The organism is Clostridium sp. C105KSO13, from assembly GCF_001517425.1.
In the GTDB taxonomy this organism is placed as follows: domain Bacteria; phylum Bacillota; class Clostridia; order Lachnospirales; family Lachnospiraceae; genus Muricomes.
The window spans coordinates 103,608-125,826 of the sequence record NZ_FBWL01000171.1; the positions used below are offsets into that span (position 1 = coordinate 103,608).

Here is a 22,219-nt window from a genome sequence, read left to right on the forward strand (position 1 = left end):
TTCATGAATGAAATAAATGGTGAGGAAAAAAGAAATCAGATCTGGAAAATAATAATGGCTGTTTCTACAGTGGTGATTATCTGCATAGCTGCGTTTTTCATAACGAAGTTTTTTATGGCCAATCCATTGGAAGGCAAATGGAGCAGCGAAGACACTGATTTGGTAATGACCATCCGGGGAGATGGCAAAGTGGAGCTCGAATGGCCGCAAGAGTATGAGGACGCAGAAGTGTCTGTGGTGACAAAATACAATCTTGACAAGGAGACAAAGACATTTACAATAAATGTTTCAGAAGAAGCACTAAGGGAGGCTGCAGAAGATTCAGACGACAGCGTAACCGCGGATACTTTAGAATCAGCGGCGAACCAGATGGAAGGCACCTTTGATTACAGTATCGAGAACAAACAGTTAATTCTGACAGACAGGGAATACGGAGAAAAGATGGTCTTCGTTAAGAAGTAATGGGTAAACAGGGAAGACGTTCCCTGTTTATTCTTTCATAAGGGGAAACATACCGGAGAAAGGAAGTGTGGCTATGGGTCTTTTAAGGGAGAACACAAAGGAAATAAAAATAGGGAATGTGATAATCGGAGGAAACCATCCGGTTGCAGTCCAGTCTATGACGAACACAAAAACAGAGGATGTTAAGGCCACTGTGGCACAGATATTGAAGCTGGAGGCGGCAGGATGCGAGATTATACGCTGTGCAGTGCCTACAATGGATGCAGCACTGGCGTTGAAGGAGATTCGCAGGAAGATTCATATCCCACTGGTTGCAGATATTCATTTTGACTACCGGCTTGCCATTGCCGCTATAGAAAATGGGGCTGATAAAATCCGGATTAATCCCGGTAATATCGGAAATGAAGAAAGATTGCGTGCAGTGGTGGAAAAGGCAAAAGAGTATAAGGTTCCCATTCGGGTGGGGGTCAACAGCGGCTCTCTGGAAAAGCATCTTGTCGAAAAATACGGCGGCGTCACTGCAGAGGGACTTACAGAAAGTGCTATGGATAAGGTGTCCATGATTGAAAAGATGGGATATGAAAATCTGGTCGTGAGCATCAAATCCTCAGATGTAATGATGTGTGTGAAGGCTCATGAATTGATTGCCGACAGATGTTCTTATCCTTTACACGTGGGTATTACGGAAGCAGGTACTGTATATTCGGGAAACATAAAGTCTTCCGTAGGACTGGGTATTATTTTGTATGAAGGAATTGGCAATACAATCCGCGTTTCTCTCACAGGAGACCCCTTGGAGGAGATAAAGACTGCTAAGCTGATATTAAAGAATCTTGGCCTTCGTAAAGGTGGAATTGAAGTGGTATCCTGTCCAACCTGTGGTAGGACAAAAATAGATTTGATACAGCTTGCAAATCAGGTAGAGAACATGGTAACGGACATACCACTTGATGTTAAGGTGGCTGTCATGGGCTGTGCAGTAAACGGACCTGGGGAGGCGAAGGAAGCAGATATCGGTATTGCAGGCGGAGACGGCATGGGACTGCTGATTAAAAAGGGTGAGATTGTGAAACGGGTGAAAGAAGAAGAACTTCTTGATACTTTGCGACAGGAGCTGTTAAATTGGAAAAACTAGGAAACGAGAAGATTTTTTTCAATGTCTTTCCCACATTAAAGGTGGAAGGTGACATACAAATGTTATTTCAGGATGTGGAGGTTCGGAAAATCTCCACAAACTCACAACATGACTTTTTAAATGTACATATCCTCAGCAGACATCTGATACAAAAAAAGCATATATGGCAAATGGAGCAGAAGATTAAAGAGCAGCTCTTCGGAAACGTCAGAATTACTATCCGACTGGCCGAGCAGTATATCCTCTCTGAACAGTATACGCCCGGTACATTGATGATGGAATACCATGACAGTATTGTGCAGGAATTGAAGCAGCATAGTGTACTGGCTGGAAATATGTTTGAGCGGGCTAAAATACACATGGAGGGTACAGATATTTTATATCTGGAAATGAATGATACCATAGTAGCCGAAGGCAAAAGAGAGTACATTGTTGATCTTCTCCATGAAATCTTTCGAACAAGATTTCATATGAAAATAGACATCCGTGTTTCCTGCCTGGAATGCCAGGATGATAAGGAACGCGAATATGATGAACAGAGAGTTCAGCAGGAAATTAATGCGATTTTTGAGCGCCGGGCAAGACAGAGGGGGGAATTGCAGACAGAAAATGCAGATTCTTCTCAAAAGGATGAGAAGAAAAAGCAAAGCACTCAGGAGAAGAGAAATGTTTCTGCGAAAAAAGGCGGATTTAAGAGAAAAGAATTTTACAGACCATTAAAGCAGGGGGATGATCCAAGTCTTATTTTCGGAAAGAATTTTGAAGATGAGCCAATCAGTCTGGACCAGGTTGTCAGCGAAATGGGAGAAATTACAATACACGGTAAGATTATCAATTTTGATACCAGGGAGATCAGAAATGAAAAGACGATCCTCCTGTTTGCCGTCAGTGATTTTACGGATACTATTACAGTGAAGATGTTTGCCCGCAACGAGCAGCTCCCGGAGCTTTTAGGAGAACTTAAGAAGGGGGTTTTTGTTAAGATAAAAGGAATTACAACGATTGATAAATTTGACGGTGAACTGACCATAGGCTCAGTGACCGGCATCAGAAAAAGCAGTGACTTTACAGTATCCAGAGAGGATTTAAGTCCAAGAAAACGGGTAGAGCTCCACTGTCATACAAAGATGAGTGATATGGATGGTGTCTCCGAGGTGAAAGATATTGTAAAAAGAGCGCATGACTGGGGGCACCCTGCAATTGCAATCACAGACCACGGGGTGGTACAGTCTTTTCCTGATGCCAATCACTATATTGAGACACTGGATAAAGATGATCCTTTTAAAATTCTCTACGGTGTGGAGGGCTATATTGTTGATGATCTGACGAATATCGCAGTAAATGCCGGGGATGAGGACTTAAGTGGGACTTATATTGTATTCGATTTGGAGACCACCGGTTTCAGTGCTATAAAGGATAAAATTATTGAAATAGGAGCGGTGAAGGTTGTAAACGGCAAGATTGTTGACCGATTTAGTACATTTGTAAATCCCAGACGCCCGATACCCTTTGAAATTACAAAGCTTACAAGTATTACAGATGAGATGGTTATGGGATCCCCGGATATTGAGGTTGTTTTACCGGAGTTTCTCGAATTTGTGGGGGACGGTGTTCTTGTGGCCCACAATGCTGGGTTTGATGTTGGTTTTATAGAGCAGAACTGCAGGTATCAGGATATCACGCCTCATTTTGTCTATGTGGATACGGTGGCTCTTGCCAGAGTGCTGCTTCCCGCTTTGTCCAGATACAAACTGAATACAGTAGCAAAGGCTTTGGGTATTTCACTGGAAAATCATCACAGAGCAGTGGATGACGCGGCGGCTACAGCAGAAATATTTATAAAGTTTGTGCAAATGCTTAAGGAACGGAATATTACAACATTAAGAGATATAAACCAGTTTGGAGATATGAATCCCAATGCAATCCGAAAAATGCCTACTCATCATGTGATTATTCTGATTCAGAATGATATTGGAAGATATAATTTATATCAGCTGGTATCTCAATCTCATATTACCTACTATAGCAGAAGACCGAGAATTCCCAAAAGTGCTTTGAATAAGCATCGGGAGGGACTGATTGTGGGCAGCGCCTGTGAGGCAGGAGAGCTGTATCAGTCCATTCTCGAAGGAAAGTCTCCGGAATTTATTGCCCGGCTTGCTGATTTTTACGATTACTATGAAATTCAGCCTCTTGGGAATAATAAATTTATGCTGGAAAGCACAAAACATCCAAGCATCAATTCTATGGAGGATCTCCAGGATATTAACCGGCAGATCGTGGAGCTGGGAGAGAAGTTTAAAAAACCTGTGGTGGGTACCTGCGATGTACATTTTCTTGACCCGGAGGATGAGGTGTACAGACGTATTATTATGGCAGGAAAAGGTTTTAATGATGCGGACGAGCAGTCGCCTCTTTATCTGCGGACTACGGAGGAGATGCTAGAAGAGTTTGAGTATCTTGGAGCGGCTAAGGCAAGAGAGATTGTCATCGATAATCCCAATAAAATCTGTAACATGATTGAGAAGATATCACCTATTAATCCAAATAAATGCCCCCCGGTCATTGAGAATTCAGAGCAGGATTTAAGAGACATTTGTTATAACAGAGCTCATGAAATATATGGACCTGATTTGCCTGCGCCGGTGTCCGAACGACTGGAAAAAGAGCTGAACTCTATTATATCCAATGGATATTCCGTGATGTATATCATTGCACAGAAGCTTGTGTGGAAATCAAATGAAGATGGATACCTGGTGGGATCCCGGGGTTCTGTAGGGTCCTCTTTTGTAGCCACTATGGCAGGAATCACAGAAGTTAATCCTTTAAGTCCCCATTATTACTGTCCTAAATGCTACTATAATGATTTCTATTCTGACGAAGTTAAGGCATTTGCGGGGGGATGTGGTTTTGATATGCCTGACAAAGTATGTCCCGACTGCGGCGGGCAGCTTATAAAAGCCGGCTTTGATATTCCTTTTGAAACGTTCCTTGGGTTTAAGGGAGATAAGGAGCCGGACATTGATCTGAACTTCTCGGGGGACTATCAGGCAAAAGCGCATAAGTACACGGAAGTGATCTTCGGAGAAGGGCATACGTTTAAGGCCGGAACAATCGGAACTCTGGCAGATAAAACTGCTTTCGGATATGTGAAAAATTATTATGAGGAGCGAGGACACAGAAAGCGTAAATGTGAGATTGACAGAATCACTCAGGGGTGCACAGGCATCAGAAGAAGTACCGGGCAGCACCCGGGAGGAATTGTGGTACTTCCCCACGGACATGATATTAACGAATTTACACCGGTGCAGCATCCGGCCAATGATATGGAAACGGACATTGTTACAACACATTTTGATTACCACTCCATTGACCATAATTTACTGAAACTGGATATTCTGGGGCATGATGATCCTACGATGATACGCACATTAGAGGAATATATTACATCGGATGCAATGGATAATGAGTACAATAAGGATAATCCTTTTATTGCAACGAATATTCCGCTGGACGATAAAGATGTTCTCTCTTTATTCCATGATACTAGTGCATTGAAGATTAAGCCGGAGGATATTGACGGATGTAAACTGGGCTGTCTCGGGATACCTGAGTTTGGTACTGATTTTGTTATTCAGATGGTTCAGGATGCGAAACCACAGACTCTTTCTGATCTGATTAGGATTTCCGGTCTGTCCCACGGCACCAACGTGTGGCTGGGCAACGCGCAGGAACTGGTAAAATCTGGAAAGGCTACGATTTCCACCTGCATCTGTACCCGTGATGATATCATGAGTTACCTGATTAATAAGGGGGTAGACAGTGCACTCTCCTTTACAATTATGGAAAGCGTCCGTAAAGGAAAAGGTTTGAAGCCTGAGTGGGAAACAGCTATGAAGGAGAAAGATGTCCCTGACTGGTACATCTGGTCCTGCAAGCAGATCAGCTACATGTTCCCCAAAGCACATGCGGCAGCCTATGTTATGATGGCTTATCGCATTGCCTACTGTAAAATAAATTATCCGCTGGCATATTACGGGGCGTATTTTGGAATCCGTGCCAATGCATTTTCCTATGAAATTATGTGTCAGGGAAAAGAAAAATTGAACTATTATATAAAAGATTATAAGAGAAGAGCAGATTCTCTCAGCAACAAGGAGCAGGATGTAATGAAAGATATGAAAATTGTTCAGGAAATGTATGCCAGAGGTTTTGAATTCATTCCCCTGGATATTTACAAGGCAAAGGCAGCCAGATTTCAGATTATAGACGGTAAACTGATGCCGCCTTTGTCCAGCATTGAAGGAATGGGAGAGAAGGCGGCAGAGGCAGTGGAAGAAGCATCCAAGGACGGGCCCTATCTTTCACTGGACGATTTCCGTCAGCGCACAAAAGTCAGTAAGACAGTCATCGATTTTATGGCTGATCTGGGGCTGTTCGGCAATCTGCCTCAGAGCAACCAGTTATCCTTGTTTGATTTTGTGTAGGGGTGTGATATAATGCTCTTACTTGGCAAGGTGTTTTCGAGCTTAGTATTTATGGTGCAATGCTGACAATAGAATTCAGGGAGGAGAAGGATTATGTACGATTTTGAGGAAATCAAAAACGAAGATGTTCAGATTGCGGATGCAATTCAGGCGGAGATGGAGAGACAGAATTCTCATATTGAGTTGATTGCGTCCGAGAACTGGGTGAGCAAAGCTGTTATGGCGGCCATGGGAAGTCCCCTGACCAATAAATATGCAGAAGGGTATCCGGGAAAGAGATATTACGGCGGATGCCAGTGTGTAGACGTAGTGGAGAATCTTGCAATTGAACGAGCAAAGGAATTATTCCACTGCGAATATGCTAATGTGCAGCCTCATTCCGGAGCCCAGGCAAATATGGCAGCCATGTTTGCAATGGTACAGCCGGGGGATAAGGTGATGGGTATGAATCTGGACCACGGCGGACATTTAACTCACGGATCACCAGTGAATATATCAGGAAAATACTTTGATTTTGCATCATACGGTGTGAACGAGAACGGTGTTATTGATTATGATAAAGTACTTAAAGTTGCAAAAGAGCACAGACCCAAGCTAATTATAGCCGGCGCCAGTGCCTATGCCAGGACCATTGACTTCAAAAGATTCCGTGAAATTGCGGATGAAGTAGGTGCTTACCTTATGGTTGATATGGCTCATATTGCCGGCCTAGTTGCAGTTGGGCTGCATCCAAGCCCGATTCCATACGCCCACGTTACAACTACAACGACTCATAAAACGCTGCGCGGCCCACGTGGCGGCATGATTCTTTCCAGCAAAGAGATGAATGAAAAGTTTCATTTCAATAAAGCCATCTTTCCAGGAACCCAGGGGGGACCTCTGATGCACGTGATCGCGGCCAAGGCTGTCTGCTTCAAAGAAGCTCTTTCTCCTGAATTTAAAGCCTATCAGGAGCAGGTACTTAGAAATGCAAAGGCACTGTGCCGGGGGTTACAGTCCCGGGGAATAAAAATTGTCTCCGGCGATACCGACAATCATCTGATGCTCGTAGATTTGACTGAAAATAGCATCAGCGGCAAGGAACTGGAAAAACGTCTTGACGATGCCCATGTAACCTGTAACAAAAACACCATCCCCAACGATCCGCGCTCCCCCTTCGTGACAAGCGGAGTACGTCTCGGAACTCCCGCAGTAACTACCCGAGGCATGAAGGAATCAGACATGGACACCATAGCTGAAATTATAGCCATGGTTATGGCCGATGAGGCTAACGAGAAAAAGGCAAAAGAACAGGTGGCTGAGCTTACTAAAAAATACCCACTGATATAATGGTCAAAGACCCTGCAGCTTGCTGCGGGGTCTTTGACTGCTGATTTGCAGTAATTTCTCTTTTGGATCGTGAATTTAATGCTTTAAACCGACAAAGTATTGTGCTATACTAATGTTTGACGATTGCTATGTCAAAGGGGGTTTTAGAATGATTTGGGCAAAGGAAGAGACTCTGTCAAGAGCTGAGATCGAAGCAATTCAGCTGAAGCGTTTAAAGGATACGGCCGCTTATATATATGAGCGTGTGGAGCCTTACCGTAAAAAGATGGATGCGGCCGGGGTGAAGCCGGAAGATATTCTGACTTTACAGGATTTAAGAAAGCTGCCGTTTACATATAAAGCTGACTTTAGAGAAAACTATCCCGATGGCCTATTTGCGGTAGATAAAAAGGATATTGTGCGATATCATGCCAGTTCGGGTACTACAGGGAAGCCTACAGTCGTAGGATATACGGCCAATGACCTGGAGGTATGGCTGAATAACGTGGCAAGAGTTGCCTGTATGGGAGGAGCCAATGCCGATGATGTGGCACAGATTTCCTTTGGATATGGCACATTTACGGGGGCTCTGGGGCTGCACGGAGGTCTGGAAAAGATAGGGGCATCGGTGATCCCCATGTCTTCAGGAAACTCTGCCAAACAGATGATGTTTTTGCAGGATATGGGAGTAACCCTGCTGGTGGCAACACCGTCCTATGCACTGCATTTAGGGGAGTCTTTAAGAGAACGGGGGATTGACCCCTCTGTTGATTTAAAACTTAGAACAGGTCTCTTTGGGGGTGAAGGAATGACGGAACCTATGAGAGATGAGATGCACAAGGTGTGGGGGGAACAGTTTATCTGTACACAGAATTATGGGATGAGCGAGCTGTGTGGTCCCGGTGTTGCAGGGGAATGTACTCAGCTGTGTGGAATGCATATAAATGAGGACTGGTTTATTCCGGAGATTATTAATCCGGATACAGAGGAGGTGCTGCCCTACAAAGCTACAGGGGAACTGGTGGTTACCTGCCTGAATAAGGAAGCTCTTCCTCTTGTCAGATACCGCACCGGTGATCTGACAAGACTCATGTATGAGCCCTGCAGATGTGGAAGAACAACGGTACGCATGGCAAATCTATCCGGCAGGGCGGATGATATGCTTGTCATACGTGGAGTAAATGTATTCCCAGGTCAGATTGAAGAGGTGCTGTTTAGAATAGAGGAGATAGGTCCTCACTATGAGATTCTGGTGGAGAGAAAGAACAGGCTGGATGTGATGACAATTACAGTAGAGTTGACAGATGACAGGCTACTGGACAGTTATTCCAAACTGAGCAGTCTGGAACAGGGTATCAAGGCGGCTTTGAAGTCACAGCTTGGACTTGCAACTCAGATCAGACTGGTTGCACCGAACTCACTTCAGCGGTTTGAGGGAAAAGCAAAGAGGGTTACAGATTTACGGAAGGATGGTTTATAAAAATATGTCAGAAAAGGTAATTATGCTGGGGAATGAGGCTATAGCCAGAGGGGCTTACGAGGCGGGAGTGAAGGTCTCTTCTGCATACCCGGGAACCCCCAGTACAGAGGTAAGTGAATATCTGGTTCAGTATAGAGAGGATGTCTATGAGGAATGGGCACCCAATGAAAAAGTAGCTGCCGAAGTAGCGGTGGGTGCAAGCCTGGCAGGTGTGCGTTCTATGGTCTGTATGAAGCATGTAGGATTGAATGTGGCTTCGGATCCTCTTTATTCTGTATCTTACATGGGCGTGAACGGTGGGCTTGTGTTTATGGTTGCAGATGATCCGGGATTGTACAGTTCCCAGAATGAGCAGGACACAAGAATGGTAGCCAGAGCTGCCCAGGTTCCGGTTATAGAGCCTTCCGACAGCGCGGAAGCAAAAGATTTCTTTAAAATTGCCTTTGATTTAAGCGAGCAGTTCGACAGACCGTTCATATTTAGGACAACCACCCGTTTATCTCATTCCCAGGGTATTGTGGAACTTCACGATCGAAAAAACATTCCGGATAAGTCTTATGAGAAGAATATACGAAAAAATGTTATGATGCCGGGAAATGCAAAGTACCGTCATGTAGAGATTGAAAAGCGTAATATGGAGCTGGCAGAGGCTGCCAATACCCTGTCAATCAACAAAGTTGAAATGAACGATAAGAAGATTGGTGTGATTACAAGCGGTATTCCATATCAATATGTGAAGGAAGCTCTTCCTGATGCCTCTGTTCTGAAACTTGGGATGGTAAATCCCCTTCCAAGAAAACTGATAAAGGATTTTGCATCCAAGGTTGATACTTTATATGTTGTAGAAGAACTGGATCCGGTAATCGAAGAACAGGTAAAATCCTGGGGAATTAAAGTGCTGGGGAAAGAAATTCTCACAGTACAGGGGGAATACAGCGCCAATATGCTTAAGAAAGCTATTTTAAGAGAAGATCTTGAGACAGATCATCCGGCCGAGATTCCACAGCGCCCGCCGATTCTCTGCCCGGGATGTCCTCATCGGAGTGTATATCATGTGATGAATAAGTTAAAGCTCCATGCTGCCGGTGATATCGGCTGCTACACACTTGGTGCGGTTGCCCCATTAAGTGTTGTGGACACTACCATGTGTATGGGCTCCAGCATTTCCACCTTACATGGAATGGAAAAAGCAAAGGGAAAGGAATATATCAAGGACTGGGTTGCGGTAATCGGAGACTCCACATTTTTACATACAGGTGTAAACTCTCTAATGAACATGGTTTATAATAATGCCACTGGTACGGTTGTGATTCTTGACAATTCGACGACCGGAATGACTGGGCACCAGGACCATGCCGCAACCGGGAAAACACTCCAGGGAAATCCCACATATATGATCAATATTCCCGCACTCTGCCGTGCCATAGGGGTAAAGAACGTAACGGAGATTAATGCGTTTGACATTGTCCAGCTGGAGAAGATTTTAAAGGAGGAAGTGGCAAAGGATGAGGTATCTGTGATAATTACAAAGACGCCCTGTGTCCTTTTAGATAAATCCAGAAAGCCGGTTTATGTTTCTCACGAGAATAAATGTAAGAAATGTGGTATGTGCTTAAAGCCCGGCTGCCCTGCAGTCACAAAAAATCCAGACGGTACAGTGCAGATTGACGATACAATGTGTACAGGATGCGGCTTGTGTGAAACACTATGTAAATTTGGTGCAATAGAACTGGTAAAGGCGGGTGTGTAAAAATGGCAGTAACGAATATTATGATAGTAGGAGTAGGCGGGCAGGGGACGCTGCTCACCAGCAGAATATTGGGCAGTCTTGCAATAACAGGGGGCTACGATGTGAAACTTTCAGAGGTCCACGGCATGGCTCAGCGTGGAGGAAGTGTTGTTACCTTTGTCCGCTACGGCGAAAAGGTTGCAGAGCCTATCGTGGAAGAGGGGCAGGCAGATGTGCTGATTGCCTTTGAACGGCTGGAAGCCTTAAGATACGCCCATTTCCTGAAAAAAGACGGCGTAATGATTGTTAACGACTGGCGGATAGACCCTATGCCGGTCGTAATCGGAGCAGCCGAGTATCCGAAGCGCATTCTGGAGAACTTGGGAAAAGACCATAGAGTTTATAAAGTCAATGCAACTAAGGAGGCCGGGAAGCTGGGCAATTCCCGTGTGTTCAATCTAATCGTGCTTGGAATTGCAGCTCAGCATATGGATTTTACCAAGAACCAGTGGTATGATGTGATTGAGAAGACCGTGCCGCCAAAAACAATCGAAATTAACAAGAAAGCATTTGATGCGGGCTATACCCTATAAGTCAAAGACCCCGCAGCAAGCGGACGGGGCATCAAATTTGCAGCGCAGCAAGCTGCGAGGTATTTGACCCTCGCGGCAGTCGCCAAATGGAAATGCTTGCATTTTTGCTTGGCTCGTTGCTCGTGGGAATAAAGGCAGGTGATACAATGATTAAGCAGCTATCGATATTTGTAGAAAACAGGCCCGGCAGCATTATGAGGGTGACTTCAGAGCTTAACTCGGCATGGGTTAATATCCGTGCCATAGCCTCTTTTGATACACCGGAATTTGCAATTCTGCGCCTGGTTGTAGATCAGACAGCCAAAGCCAAGGAGTATCTGACAGCCAAAGGCTTTGTCGTCAAAGTGCATGATGTAATCGGGGTAGAACTAAAAGACAAAAAAGGAAATCTAAACAATATGCTGTCCGTACTCGCGGAAGGCGGAATCAATATTAACTATATCTACTCATTTGTAATCAGGGAGGGAAAAGCCCCGGTTATGGTGTTTAATACAGATAATTATGAAAAGGCCTGGAGAGTCTTAAGAGCAGCCGGTATAAAACTGATTGAAGAATCAGAGCTATAAAGTCAGTAAATTACAAAGTAAAAGATAAAGGAGTCAAAAGGATGGCGGCAGTGGCACTGGAGAATTGGGTGGAACGAATCAGAACCCCGGAAATTGAATGTATGAGCAGGGATGAAATGGCAGCCCTGCAGAGTAAACGTCTGGTAGATGTCGTAAATCGTGTCTATCACAACGTAGACTTTTATCATAGGAAGATGAAAGACCTGGGAGTAGAACCGGGAGATATTAAAGGAATTGCCGATATCGATAAGCTTCCTTTTACAACAAAAGAAGATTTAAGAGACAATTATCCTTTCGGGCTTCTGGCAATACCTAAGAGAGATGTTGTACGTGTTCAGGGAACCTCCGGCACAACGGGCAAGCTGACACTGGCATCCTACTCTCAGAAGGACATTGATGTCTGGGGGGAATGTGTAGCAAGATGTCTGTCCATGGCAGGCCTTAGCCAGGAGGATATTATCCATATCTGCTATGGCTATGGACTATTTACAGGAGGCATGGGAGTGGATTTCGGTGCAAGAGCACTGGGGGCAACGGTCATCCCCATGTCTGCAGGCAACACCACACGTCAGATGATGTGCATGGAAGACTTTGGCGCGACTGCTATTGCATGCACCCCGTCTTATGCACTTCATCTTGCAGAATCCCTGCAGGATGCCGGCCTTATAAACAGACTGCAGATAAAGACAGGGATCCACGGAGCAGAGCCCTGGACAGAGAAAATGCGCAGGAAGATCGAAGAAATTCTTCATATTAACTGTTTTGACATCTATGGACTATGTGAAATTACCGGACCAGGTGTGGCGCAGGATTGTATTCACCATGCAGGATTACATATCAATGTAGATTACTTCTATCCGGAAATATTAAATCCGGCTACCCAGGAGATGTGTGCAGATGGAGAAACCGGAGAGCTGGTTTTTACCACTCTGGCGAAGGAAGCAATGCCTTTGCTGCGCTACCGGACAAAGGATTTAACCAGCATTGACCACAGCACCTGCAAGTGTGGAAGGACTACACCGAGAATTTCTCAGTTTACCGGACGTACGGATGATATGAAAGTAATCCGAGGGGTCAATGTATTTCCGACTCAGGTCGAAACAGCACTCCTGAGCATGGGTGGTGCAGTGGCACCACATTATCTCATGATTGTAGAGCGGGAAAATAATATGGACATCCTTACGGTTATGGTAGAGGTAGATGAGAGCCTGTTCTCCGATGAAATCAGAAAATTGGATGCGCTGAAAAATAAAATAGGTGCAGTGCTGAAACAGGCACTGGGGGTATCTGCCCGTGTGAAGCTGGTCGAGCCGAAGACCATACAAAGAAGCGAGGGAAAAGCAGTGCGCGTTATCGATAAACGTGGTCTGTAATAAGCAAAGGGGGTAGGCAAAAGTGGGAATCACAATTCAGCAATTATCAGTATTCCTTGAAAACAGGGAAGGACGTCTGGACGAAGTGCTTGCGGCATTGGCAAATAATGATGTGAATATCGTGGCACTGAGCCTGGCGGATACATCGGATTACGGAATGCTCCGAATGATTGTTTCGAATCCGAACAAAGGCAGGGCTGTATTAAAGGAGGGTGGGTTTACAGCAATGCTAACAGATGTGGTGGCGTTTCGTGTTCCTCATGCTACAGGTTCTTTGAGCAAAGCAATGCACCAGATTGTAGAGGGAGATGTGAATATTGAATACATGTATGCCTTTGCAAACGGAGTGGATGCATCTGCTGTACTTAAGACAGATGATCCGGCGAGAGTGGCGGATATTTTGAGGGGCAGCGGATTTGACGTCTGGGAGGAAGCAGAAGCATATGTTTCCAACTTGGATCTCTAGTACCCTGTTCGGCACATTAGCATAACAGGTTTTAAAGCTGAAAAAAGGTATCGGGGAAGTTCCCGATACCTTTTTTAGGATTCTTAATCATATTTCGCTGTATTTCTTTTAAATATTTAATTTTAATTATATAATTAAAAGGTACATATAAAATTCTGATTAAAGTTTTACTACATTAGTTGCCTGAGGTCCTTTAGCTCCTTCTGTTACGTCAAACTCAACAGCCTGACCTTCTTCTAAGGACTTGAATCCATCCATGTTTAATCCTGAGTAGTGTACGAATACATCATTTCCTTCTGAATCAGAGATGAATCCATAACCTTTTTGGTTGTTAAACCATTTTACTGTACCTGTCATTGTGTTGCCCTCCATAAAATAAAAAAATAAATAATAAAGTATTTGCATTGTCCACGAAACTCTATCAACAACGCTGTATTAGCGTAGCACATTTAACAATGAAAGTCAACGCATTTATGAAACATTCTGCAAAAATATACAAATTGGTTAATATTTAACAGTTCAGATATCAGCTTAGTTCTTCTCCAGTTAATCTCTGTATCAGAATATTGAAAATAGTTCTAAAAAGTAATATAGTAATTATCAAAGAAAACCTATAATTCAGGAAAGTAAGGAAAATATTATGATAACAATAACAGGTAAAAGTGTATTTGGAGGAGTTGCTATCGGAAAGCTTTCTTTTTATAAGCGAAATCGCAGAGTGACCAAGCGCATCCATATCGACGATGCTAAGGCGGAATGCATCCGTTTTCAGGGTGCTAAGACAGTCGCTGTCGAGCAGTTGAAAAAGCTTTATGAAAAGGCCCTGGGGAATGTAGGTGAAGCGAATGCAATGATTTTTGAGGTTCACCAGATGATGCTGGAGGATCTGGATTATATAGAATCTGTTGAGAATATTATTCGCACCCAGAATGTAAATGCAGAGTTTGCGGTGGCGACAACGGCAGATAATTTTGCAGAAATGTTTTCTGCCATGGATGATGCGCATATGCAGGGACGGGCGGCAGATGTGCAGGATGTATCAGAACGTGTTTTGAATATTCTCTGCGGAGGCGGAGCAGATGAGAGGGGCAGGCAGAGCGGGAAGCCAAGTATTATTGCCGCTGACGATCTTGCCCCCAGCGAGACTGTGCAGCTGGATAAAAGCAAAATCCTCGGCTTTGCCACCATGTATGGATCTGCCAATTCTCATACCGCAATCCTGGCAAGGTCGATGAACATTCCGTCCATTATCCAACTGGGTGAGAAATTGAGTGACAAGCTAGATGGAAAGATGGCGGTGATGGACGGCTTTACCGGCACCCTGTATGTAGATCCGGATGAGAAGACCCTTGCCCTGATGCAGGAAAAACGAGTGAAAGACCTGAAGGAGAGAGCTCTTCTTGAACAGCTAAAAGGCAAGGAAAATGTGACAAAGAGTGGGCAGAAGGTAAACATTTATGCGAATATAGGAAATGTCTCTGAAGTGGGAGCTGTTCTGAAGAACGATGCAGGTGGAATCGGGCTGTTTCGAAGTGAGTTCCTGTATATGGAGAACGACACATTCCCCAGCGAGGAGCAGCAGTTTGAGGTATACAGGAAGGTTGCTGAGAATATGGCCGGCAGAAAAGTGATTATCCGTACAATGGATATCGGGGCAGATAAACAGGCGGACTATTTTGGACTGGATAAAGAAGAAAATCCGGCACTTGGATACAGGGCAATCCGCATCTGTCTGACAAAAACTGATATTTTTAAGACTCAGCTGCGAGCCCTTTACCGTGCGGCGGTGTTTGGAAATATTTCCATTATGTTCCCGATGATTATCTCCATGAAGGAGATTGCGAAGATTAAAGAGATGATTGCCGAAGTCATAAGTGAGCTGCAAGAAGATGGAATTCCTTTTAGGAAGGATGTGGAGCTGGGCGTAATGATTGAGACTCCCGCATCTGTCATGATCAGCCGGGAGCTGGCCCGCGAGGTGGATTTTTTCAGTGTGGGGACCAATGACCTGACACAGTATACACTTGCCATAGACCGGCAGAATCCCAAACTTGACAGTTTCTATGACCCACACCATCCGGCAATACTTGCCATGATCAGGATGGCGGCGGAAAATGCCCACGCAAAAGGCAGGCGGATCGGCATCTGCGGTGAACTGGGCGCTGATTTGGAACTCACGGAGACGTTCCTTAAGATGGGAGTGGATGAACTTTCCGTGTCACCGGCCATGGTTCTGCCTTTGAGAAAAAAAGTCAGAGAGTGTGAGTAACAAAAAATACAACAAATCAATGCATTCATGTAAAAAGTATTGTATAATAGAAGGGACCAGACTAACATATATTTATCATCAGGAAGAGTAAAGAAGCCAGATGATAGGAATAATATAAGAAGGGAGTAATATGGAGAGAGAAGCTTTTATATGGCTTGGACTGCTGATTGTTTTTTTGGCGGTTGAGATTGTTACAGTTGGGCTGACATCAATCTGGCTGGCAGGAGGATCTCTGGTGGCATTAATCCTGAACATTGCCGGCTTGAATCTATTATGGCAGGTGGCTGCATTTTTCGTTGTCTCTTTTTTACTATTGTTTTTTACCCGGCCTTTTGCGGTAAAGTACATAAATGGTCATCATGAGAAAACCAATTATGAAGGAGTGATCGGCAGGATAGTGCGGGTTACTAAAACTGTAGATAATCTGGCTCAAACCGGAACTGCAGTCGTGGGCGGCGAAGAATGGACAGCGAGAGCTGAGAAAGACGGAGATGTATTGGAGCCAGGAACTCTGGCAAAGGTGGTCAGCATATCCGGTGTGAAACTGATTCTAAAGAGATATGAGGAGGAATAAGTATGAGTGCTTTTATTTTAATAGTAATACTGGTTATTGTCTTGCTTGTCTTAATGACAAGTATCAGGATTGTGCCTCAGGCGCATGCCTATGTACTGGAGCGTTTGGGAGGCTACAGGGCTACCTGGAGTGTGGGTCTTCATTTTAAGGTGCCGATTATTGAGAAAGTAGCCAGAAAAGTTTCTTTGAAAGAACAGGTGGTAGATTTTGAGCCGCAGGCGGTTATTACAAAGGATAATGTAACCATGCAGATTGATACGATTGTATTTTTTGCGATTACAGATCCAAAGCTGTATGCATACGGTGTAGAAAATCCGATTACTGCTATTGAAAATCTGACAGCTACCACCTTGCGCAATATTATAGGTGATCTGGAACTGGATGAAACATTGACTTCGAGAGAGGCAATTAATTCCCAGATGCGTACTTCGCTTGATATTGCCACTGATCCGTGGGGAATTAAGGTAAAACGTGTGGAATTAAAGAATATTATGCCGCCCAAGGCTATCCAGGATGCAATGGAGAAGCAGATGAAGGCGGAGCGAGAACGAAGAGAAGCAATTCTGAGAGCAGAAGGAGAGAAGAAGTCTACTATCCTTGTGGCAGAAGGTCAAAAAGAATCCGTAATCCTGGAAGCGGAAGCTTCCAAGCAGGCAGCTATCCTGAAAGCAGAAGCTGAAAAGCAAAAGAGAATCCGTGAAGCAGAAGGTCAGGCTGAAGCTATCCGCAGTGTCCAGAAAGCAACCGCGGATGGTATTGAATTTGTTAAATCAGCGGGAGCTGATGATGCAGTATTGACGCTTAAGAGTCTGGAGGCATTTGCCAGGGCTGCGGACGGTAAAGCAACGAAAATTATTATTCCATCGGAATTGCAGGGAATAGCAGGCCTGACAAAAACAATCTCAGAAGTTGCACAGCATGAAAAACCTGAAGCATAGAGTATGTGTGAAAACGAAGTAATAAGAATATCTGTCCGTAATCTTGTAGAATTTATTCTGCGCGAGGGGGACATAGACAATAGAATACGCGGCAGCATGGATAAGGACATTATGCAGCAGGGAAGCAGAATCCACCGCAAGATACAGCGGCAGATGGGCTCTAATTACCGTGCCGAGATTCCTTTAAAGCTTCAGATTCCCTGCGAAGAATTTCTTCTTCAGGTAGAAGGCAGGGCAGATGGGGTTGTAGAGGAAAAAGGTCATGTTACGATAGATGAGATTAAAGGAGTTCTGAAGGAATTAGTTCATATTGAAGCACCTATAAATGTGCATCTTGCACAGGCCAAGTGCTATGCTTATATCTATGCTGCGCAGAAAGATCTGAAAGAGATCGGCGTGCAGATGACGTATTGCCATTTAGAGACAGAAGAAGTAAAGCGGTTTTCCTATATCTATCCGTTTTCGGAACTGGAAAGCTGGTTCCAGTATCTGGTAAGACAATATGAAAAATGGGCCAGGTTTCAGATGGAATGGAGGTCAGTACGGCAGGAGTCTATAAAACCTGTAGAGTTTCCTTTTGATTACAGAGAAGGCCAACGTGATATTGCGGCTTCCGTTTACAGGACAATAAATAGAAAGAAAAAGTTGTTTATACAGGCTCCTACAGGTGTGGGGAAGACTATGGCGACCGTATTTCCGGCGGTAAAAGCGGTGGGGGAAAATCTGGGAGAAAAGATTTTTTATCTTACTGCGAAAACCATCACCAGAACGGTAGCGGAACAGGCTTTTTTTACATTAAAAGAGCAGGGATTGAGATTTAAAGTTATTACTCTCACTGCCAAGGAAAAGATTTGTTTTTGTGAGGAAACAGTTTGTAATCCCGATTACTGTCCTTATGCAAAGGGGCACTATGACAGAGTGAATGATGCAGTATTTGATATGATTACTCATTCCGATGATATGAGCAGGGAGTCCCTGGAAGTTCAGGCAAGGAAATATAATGTCTGCCCCTTTGAGATGTCACTGGATGTATCGACATGGGCGGATGCTGTTATTTGTGATTACAATTACGTATTTGATCCCAATGCCCATTTGAAGCGTTTTTTTTCTGACGGAAACAAAGGAGAATATCTTTTCCTAATTGACGAGGCACATAATCTTGTAGAGCGTGGCAGGGAAATGTACAGTGCGGTTTTGTATAAGGAAGATGTGCTTGAAATAAAGCGTCTGGTGAAGAAGGATGACCCCAAACTGGCCAAAAGACTGGATGAATGTAACAAACAGCTTCTGGCTCTGAAAAGAGCATGCGAAAATTATGAAGTGTTAGAGAGCGTTTCCTATATTGCTGTGAAGCTGATGCATATTATGTCCGGAATAGAAGAGTACCTGGAAAAAGCACAGGATGAAGAAAAAAGAGAGCAGGTTTTGAATTTCTATTTTCAACTCAGGAATTTTATGCATATTCATGACAATCTGGATGAGAATTATATGCTTTACACAGAATTTGAACGTGACGGGCGCTTTAAATTAAAATTACTTTGTGTGAATCCGGCGGTCAACCTCAAAACATATTTGGATCAGGGGTACAGTACTGTGTTTTTTTCGGCCACGCTGCTTCCCATGCATTATTATAAAAAACTTTTGAGTGAAGCTGATGACTATGCTATTTATGCCCCATCCTCTTTTCCCAGGGAAAACTGCCTGATTTTACTGGGAACAGATGTAAGCTCTAAATATACTATGCGGGGAAACGCTATGTATCAAAAGTTCTCCGACTATATTTTGAATATGGTTGAAGCAAAAATGGGGAATTATATGGTTTTCTTTCCTTCTTACCAGTTTATGAAAGACGTCTATGAAGATTTTCAGAAAGAAATTGAGGAGAGGGAGGATATAGACTGTATTATCCAGTCTCAGCATATGGGAGAAGAGTCCCGGGAAATATTTCTGGAAAGTTTTGAGGAAGACAGAGAATGCAGCCTTGTGGGATTCTGTGTGATGGGAGGTATTTTTTCCGAAGGGATTGATCTTGCAAAAGACAGGCTGATAGGGGCGGCAATTGTAGGAACAGGCCTTCCCCAGGTGTGCAATGACAGAGAAATACTGAAGCAGTATTTTGATAGAAGAGGCATGAAAGGGTTTGATTATGCTTATTTGTATCCTGGAATGAATAAGGTACTGCAGTCTGCGGGAAGGGTGATACGGACAGAAACGGATAAAGGCATCATAGCTTTGTTGGATGACCGCTTTATGCAAAGAAAATACAGGGATATATTTCCAAGAGAATGGGAAAGATATCAGATATGCAGGTTGGAAAACTTTAGAGAAAATATAGAAAAATTCTGGGAGGAGAAAAAATAAATTTTCTCCTCCCAGTACTTGTAAACTAAATAGTATCATTATTCAATTGTTATATATTTAGCCTGATCTTCAATTTCTTTAGGGGCATCCTTGGGGATGGACAAGTGCAAAACTCCGTCTTTGAAAGAAGCTTTGATGTCTTCCTGTGTCAGATGATCACCGATATAAAAGCTGCGGTTGCAAGAACCTGTGTAGCGCTCTTTGCGGATACAGTTGCCCTTTTTATCCTTTTCCTCCTGATTCTCTTCGTGAGAAGCTGTGACGGTGAGATATCCATCTTTTAAATCCGCTTTAATATCTTCCTTATTATATCCCGGTAATTCAACTTCAACTAGATAGCTGTTGTCATTTTCATGTACATCAGTTCTCATTACCTGTGTTGCAGAACGTTCAATTGGACTCTCAAAAAATGGATCTTTAAAAAAATCATTGAAAAAATTTCTATTTGCTAATAACATAAATCCTACCTCCTTAACTAAATCCCTTACCTTTGTTCTAAATGTAATATAGCACACATTGTTAGCACTGTCAACAAGCGAGTGCTAAAAATGCGTGAAAAGTGTGTGAAGCACTATAAATATTGGCTTCACAATTATTGTGCCACTATATCCGGTTATTATTCTAAATTCTCTATTGCTTTTCTTTCAGTTTCGCTCTCGCCAAATAATTTTAAGAACTCCCGGGCTGCTCTGGTTAAAGGGATTTGATCGTTGTGTGCGATGACGATCTCCCTCTCGGGCAGATCTTCTTCTGTTTCGACAATAAACAAATCTTCAAGATTATCAGCGATGCAGTAATCCGGGATGAAAGCAATTCCCAATCCTATGCGGGCCAGATCCATAAGAAGATCATTGCTGGTCAGCTCTATTTCAGGGACGAGGTCCAGCTGGTGCTGCTGGAACATCCTGTGGAGAAACTCATTTGTTGTGCTTTGCCTATCCAGCATTAAAATAGGGTATTTGACAAGTTGTTCAAATGTAAGTTTCCTGTCTTTTAAATCGTGGAAGGACTGATTGGCTATGAAAACATCTCGGAAGGTTTTTATTTTTTTAAAAAAAGAAACATTGCTTAGATAGCTGTTGGGATAGTTTACTACAATCAGGTCCACCTGACCAAGTTCCAGAAGTTTTACACATTTAATGGAAGTCTGGTTGATGACTTTAATATGTGCATTTGGAAATGTCTTATGAAAATTTTCGAGATAGGGAATCAGAAAGTAGCGGCAGATGGTATCAGTGGCCCCAATACGGATCTGTCCACCTGTGGAAAGTGCATCAAGGAGTTGTGCCTCTCCCCGCTGTATCAGATGCATGGCCGGTTCAATGTGGCGCATCAGAATCTCTCCCTCTGGAGTCAGAGAAACCCGCTTTGTGCTGCGAATGAACAGCGTCTGGTCAAGTTTATTTTCCAGAGTTTTTATAGACTGGCTCACCGCAGACTGGGAAATGAAAAGCTTTTTGGATGCTTCAGAAAAACTTAAAGCAGATGCCACATGATAAAATACTTTGTAAAGTTCATAATTTATATCCACCATTAGACCTCCTAATAAATACTCCTTGTAGTATAAGATGTATGGAAGTGAATTACAACCCCTGTTATGATAAAATGATACCAGGGTCAAAAGGTCATGCATTTCATGCTTGCATGAAAAAGCATGACTTTGGGACCCGAGAAACATGATAAAAACAGGACGGGAGATTTGAGAATGAAAAAGGCGGGACACTGGGCACTGGGGATTATTTTATCGTTTGCTGTAATTATTATTCTTTTGATTTCGAGTTTTGAAGCAGCAATGTATACAGATTTCAGCTTTTATGAAAATGAATATAAAAAATATAATGTACTTCCTGAGCTGGATATGAAAATGAAAGACATGATGTACGTCACCCATGAAATGATGGAATACCTGAGAGGGGACAGGAAAAATCTTCAGGTGATTACAACGGTTGAAGGGAAAAAGCAGGACTTTTTTAATGACCAGGACAAGCTCCATATGAAAGACGTGCAGGGATTATTTATAGGAGGCCTGCGTTTGAGAGCAGGCAGTGCTGTTATTTTGTTCCTATGCCTTCTTCTTTTAATATTTACCAGGGGAGACTGGAAATATATTATTCCCCGCGCATTTCAGATTGCATTGGGGGTAACAGGAGCAATCTCGGCAGTACTGGGATATGTGCTTTCCAGGGATTTTACATCTGCATTTATAAGGTTCCATGAGGTTTTTTTTACGAATGATCTGTGGGTGTTTGATCCGGCTGAAGACTTTATGATCCGGATGCTGCCGGAAGGACTGTTTTCTGATTTTGTTGTGAGAATAGGCAGTATATTTACGGCAGGTCTTGTTATCCTGCTGATTTGCAGTGTTATATGGAGAAGAAAGACAAAGATTAGAGAAACTAATTAATTAGTTTAATATTATTAATTATTCTTATCAGGTGCGTCATGGTAGAATAATTAAGCAGGATACAGTGAAGATGC

18 protein-coding genes are annotated in these 22,219 nt (G+C 43.4%); 15 read left to right on the top strand and 3 right to left on the bottom strand.

What is annotated here, in order from left to right; genetic code table 11:
* Window positions 1-3: 3 nt before the first annotated feature.
* From BN3456_RS14010 to BN3456_RS14055, 10 genes are all read left to right on the top strand, one after another.
* On the top strand, window positions 4-462 hold the full coding sequence (locus tag BN3456_RS14010) for a hypothetical protein (RefSeq protein ID WP_089985572.1): 459 nt from the start codon (window positions 4-6) through the stop codon (window positions 460-462).
* A gap of 73 nt (window positions 463-535) precedes the next feature.
* Window positions 536-1,597, top strand: a complete 1,062-nt coding sequence (gene ispG / locus BN3456_RS14015; protein ID WP_089985091.1) for a flavodoxin-dependent (E)-4-hydroxy-3-methylbut-2-enyl-diphosphate synthase — start codon at window positions 536-538, stop codon at window positions 1,595-1,597.
* On the top strand, window positions 1,585-6,084 hold the full coding sequence (locus tag BN3456_RS14020) for a PolC-type DNA polymerase III (RefSeq protein ID WP_089985092.1): 4,500 nt from the start codon (window positions 1,585-1,587) through the stop codon (window positions 6,082-6,084). Before ispG ends, BN3456_RS14020 begins: the two co-directional genes overlap by 13 nt.
* 93 nt (window positions 6,085-6,177) lie before the next feature.
* A complete protein-coding gene (gene glyA, locus BN3456_RS14025) occupies window positions 6,178-7,413 on the top strand; it encodes a serine hydroxymethyltransferase (protein ID WP_089985095.1) in 1,236 nt (411 codons plus the stop codon).
* 148 nt (window positions 7,414-7,561) lie between these two features.
* The gene (locus BN3456_RS14030) at window positions 7,562-8,872 is read left to right on the top strand and encodes a phenylacetate--CoA ligase family protein (protein ID WP_089985097.1); all 1,311 of its coding nucleotides are present in this window, start codon (window positions 7,562-7,564) and stop codon (window positions 8,870-8,872) included.
* A gap of 4 nt (window positions 8,873-8,876) precedes the next feature.
* Complete coding sequence (gene iorA, locus BN3456_RS14035; protein ID WP_089985574.1) at window positions 8,877-10,622, top strand: indolepyruvate ferredoxin oxidoreductase subunit alpha; 1,746 nt, start codon at window positions 8,877-8,879, stop codon at window positions 10,620-10,622.
* A 2-nt stretch (window positions 10,623-10,624) separates the two neighbouring features.
* The gene (locus tag BN3456_RS14040; RefSeq protein ID WP_089985100.1) at window positions 10,625-11,194 is read left to right on the top strand and encodes an indolepyruvate oxidoreductase subunit beta; all 570 of its coding nucleotides are present in this window, start codon (window positions 10,625-10,627) and stop codon (window positions 11,192-11,194) included.
* Between the two features lie 86 nt (window positions 11,195-11,280).
* Window positions 11,281-11,760, top strand: a complete 480-nt coding sequence (locus tag BN3456_RS14045; protein WP_347458073.1) for an ACT domain-containing protein — start codon at window positions 11,281-11,283, stop codon at window positions 11,758-11,760.
* A gap of 41 nt (window positions 11,761-11,801) precedes the next feature.
* Window positions 11,802-13,133 carry a phenylacetate--CoA ligase family protein gene (locus tag BN3456_RS14050; RefSeq protein WP_089985102.1) on the top strand — a complete coding sequence of 444 codons (1,332 nt, stop codon included), beginning with the start codon at window positions 11,802-11,804 and terminating at the stop codon, window positions 13,131-13,133.
* Window positions 13,134-13,155: 22 nt separating this feature from the next.
* Entirely contained in the window at window positions 13,156-13,599 is a 444-nt protein-coding gene (locus BN3456_RS14055) for an amino acid-binding protein (RefSeq protein ID WP_089985104.1), read from the top strand.
* A 159-nt stretch (window positions 13,600-13,758) separates the two neighbouring features.
* Here the strand turns inward: BN3456_RS14055 and BN3456_RS14060 are convergent, their stop codons facing one another.
* Window positions 13,759-13,956: a cold shock domain-containing protein gene (locus BN3456_RS14060; RefSeq protein ID WP_089985107.1), complete on the bottom strand. Its 198-nt coding sequence runs from the start codon at window positions 13,954-13,956 to the stop codon at window positions 13,759-13,761.
* A gap of 283 nt (window positions 13,957-14,239) precedes the next feature.
* Between BN3456_RS14060 and ptsP the strand changes: the two genes are divergently transcribed.
* The 4 genes from ptsP (at window position 14,240) to BN3456_RS14080 (ending at window position 19,741) form a co-directional block, all read left to right on the top strand.
* Complete coding sequence (ptsP, locus tag BN3456_RS14065) at window positions 14,240-15,868, top strand: phosphoenolpyruvate--protein phosphotransferase (RefSeq protein ID WP_089985109.1); 1,629 nt, start codon at window positions 14,240-14,242, stop codon at window positions 15,866-15,868.
* A 130-nt stretch (window positions 15,869-15,998) separates the two neighbouring features.
* Entirely contained in the window at window positions 15,999-16,442 is a 444-nt protein-coding gene (locus BN3456_RS14070) for an NfeD family protein (protein WP_089985112.1), read from the top strand.
* A gap of 2 nt (window positions 16,443-16,444) precedes the next feature.
* Window positions 16,445-17,380, top strand: coding sequence for an SPFH domain-containing protein (locus tag BN3456_RS14075; protein ID WP_089985114.1), 936 nt, complete (start codon window positions 16,445-16,447; stop codon window positions 17,378-17,380).
* Between the two features lie 3 nt (window positions 17,381-17,383).
* On the top strand, window positions 17,384-19,741 hold the full coding sequence (locus BN3456_RS14080) for an ATP-dependent DNA helicase (protein WP_089985117.1): 2,358 nt from the start codon (window positions 17,384-17,386) through the stop codon (window positions 19,739-19,741).
* A gap of 38 nt (window positions 19,742-19,779) precedes the next feature.
* On the opposite strand, the gene BN3456_RS14085 is transcribed toward BN3456_RS14080, so the two are convergent.
* Window positions 19,780-20,199 (bottom strand): Hsp20/alpha crystallin family protein, encoded by a 420-nt coding sequence (locus BN3456_RS14085; RefSeq protein ID WP_089985121.1) that lies wholly within the window; start codon window positions 20,197-20,199, stop codon window positions 19,780-19,782.
* Between the two features lie 158 nt (window positions 20,200-20,357).
* Window positions 20,358-21,272, bottom strand: a complete 915-nt coding sequence (locus BN3456_RS14090; protein WP_347458080.1) for a LysR family transcriptional regulator — start codon at window positions 21,270-21,272, stop codon at window positions 20,358-20,360.
* A 174-nt stretch (window positions 21,273-21,446) separates the two neighbouring features.
* Here BN3456_RS14090 and BN3456_RS14095 point away from each other — a divergent pair, with 174 nt between their 5' ends.
* Window positions 21,447-22,145 carry a TIGR01906 family membrane protein gene (locus BN3456_RS14095; RefSeq protein WP_089985127.1) on the top strand — a complete coding sequence of 233 codons (699 nt, stop codon included), beginning with the start codon at window positions 21,447-21,449 and terminating at the stop codon, window positions 22,143-22,145.
* The last annotated feature ends 74 nt before the right edge of the window (window positions 22,146-22,219 follow it).

Coding starts and splice junctions, on each gene's coding strand:
- BN3456_RS14010 (WP_089985572.1), top strand. CDS start 4: ATGAATGAAATAAATGGTGAGGAAAAAAGAAATCAGATCTGGAAAATA.
- ispG (WP_089985091.1), top strand. CDS start 536: ATGGGTCTTTTAAGGGAGAACACAAAGGAAATAAAAATAGGGAATGTG.
- glyA (WP_089985095.1), top strand. CDS start 6,178: ATGTACGATTTTGAGGAAATCAAAAACGAAGATGTTCAGATTGCGGAT.
- BN3456_RS14030 (WP_089985097.1), top strand. CDS start 7,562: ATGATTTGGGCAAAGGAAGAGACTCTGTCAAGAGCTGAGATCGAAGCA.
- iorA (WP_089985574.1), top strand. CDS start 8,877: ATGTCAGAAAAGGTAATTATGCTGGGGAATGAGGCTATAGCCAGAGGG.
- BN3456_RS14040 (WP_089985100.1), top strand. CDS start 10,625: ATGGCAGTAACGAATATTATGATAGTAGGAGTAGGCGGGCAGGGGACG.
- BN3456_RS14045 (WP_347458073.1), top strand. CDS start 11,281: ATGGAAATGCTTGCATTTTTGCTTGGCTCGTTGCTCGTGGGAATAAAG.
- BN3456_RS14050 (WP_089985102.1), top strand. CDS start 11,802: ATGGCGGCAGTGGCACTGGAGAATTGGGTGGAACGAATCAGAACCCCG.
- BN3456_RS14060 (WP_089985107.1), bottom strand. CDS start 13,956: ATGACAGGTACAGTAAAATGGTTTAACAACCAAAAAGGTTATGGATTC.
- ptsP (WP_089985109.1), top strand. CDS start 14,240: ATGATAACAATAACAGGTAAAAGTGTATTTGGAGGAGTTGCTATCGGA.
- BN3456_RS14070 (WP_089985112.1), top strand. CDS start 15,999: ATGGAGAGAGAAGCTTTTATATGGCTTGGACTGCTGATTGTTTTTTTG.
- BN3456_RS14075 (WP_089985114.1), top strand. CDS start 16,445: ATGAGTGCTTTTATTTTAATAGTAATACTGGTTATTGTCTTGCTTGTC.
- BN3456_RS14080 (WP_089985117.1), top strand. CDS start 17,384: ATGTGTGAAAACGAAGTAATAAGAATATCTGTCCGTAATCTTGTAGAA.
- BN3456_RS14085 (WP_089985121.1), bottom strand. CDS start 20,199: ATGTTATTAGCAAATAGAAATTTTTTCAATGATTTTTTTAAAGATCCA.
- BN3456_RS14095 (WP_089985127.1), top strand. CDS start 21,447: ATGAAAAAGGCGGGACACTGGGCACTGGGGATTATTTTATCGTTTGCT.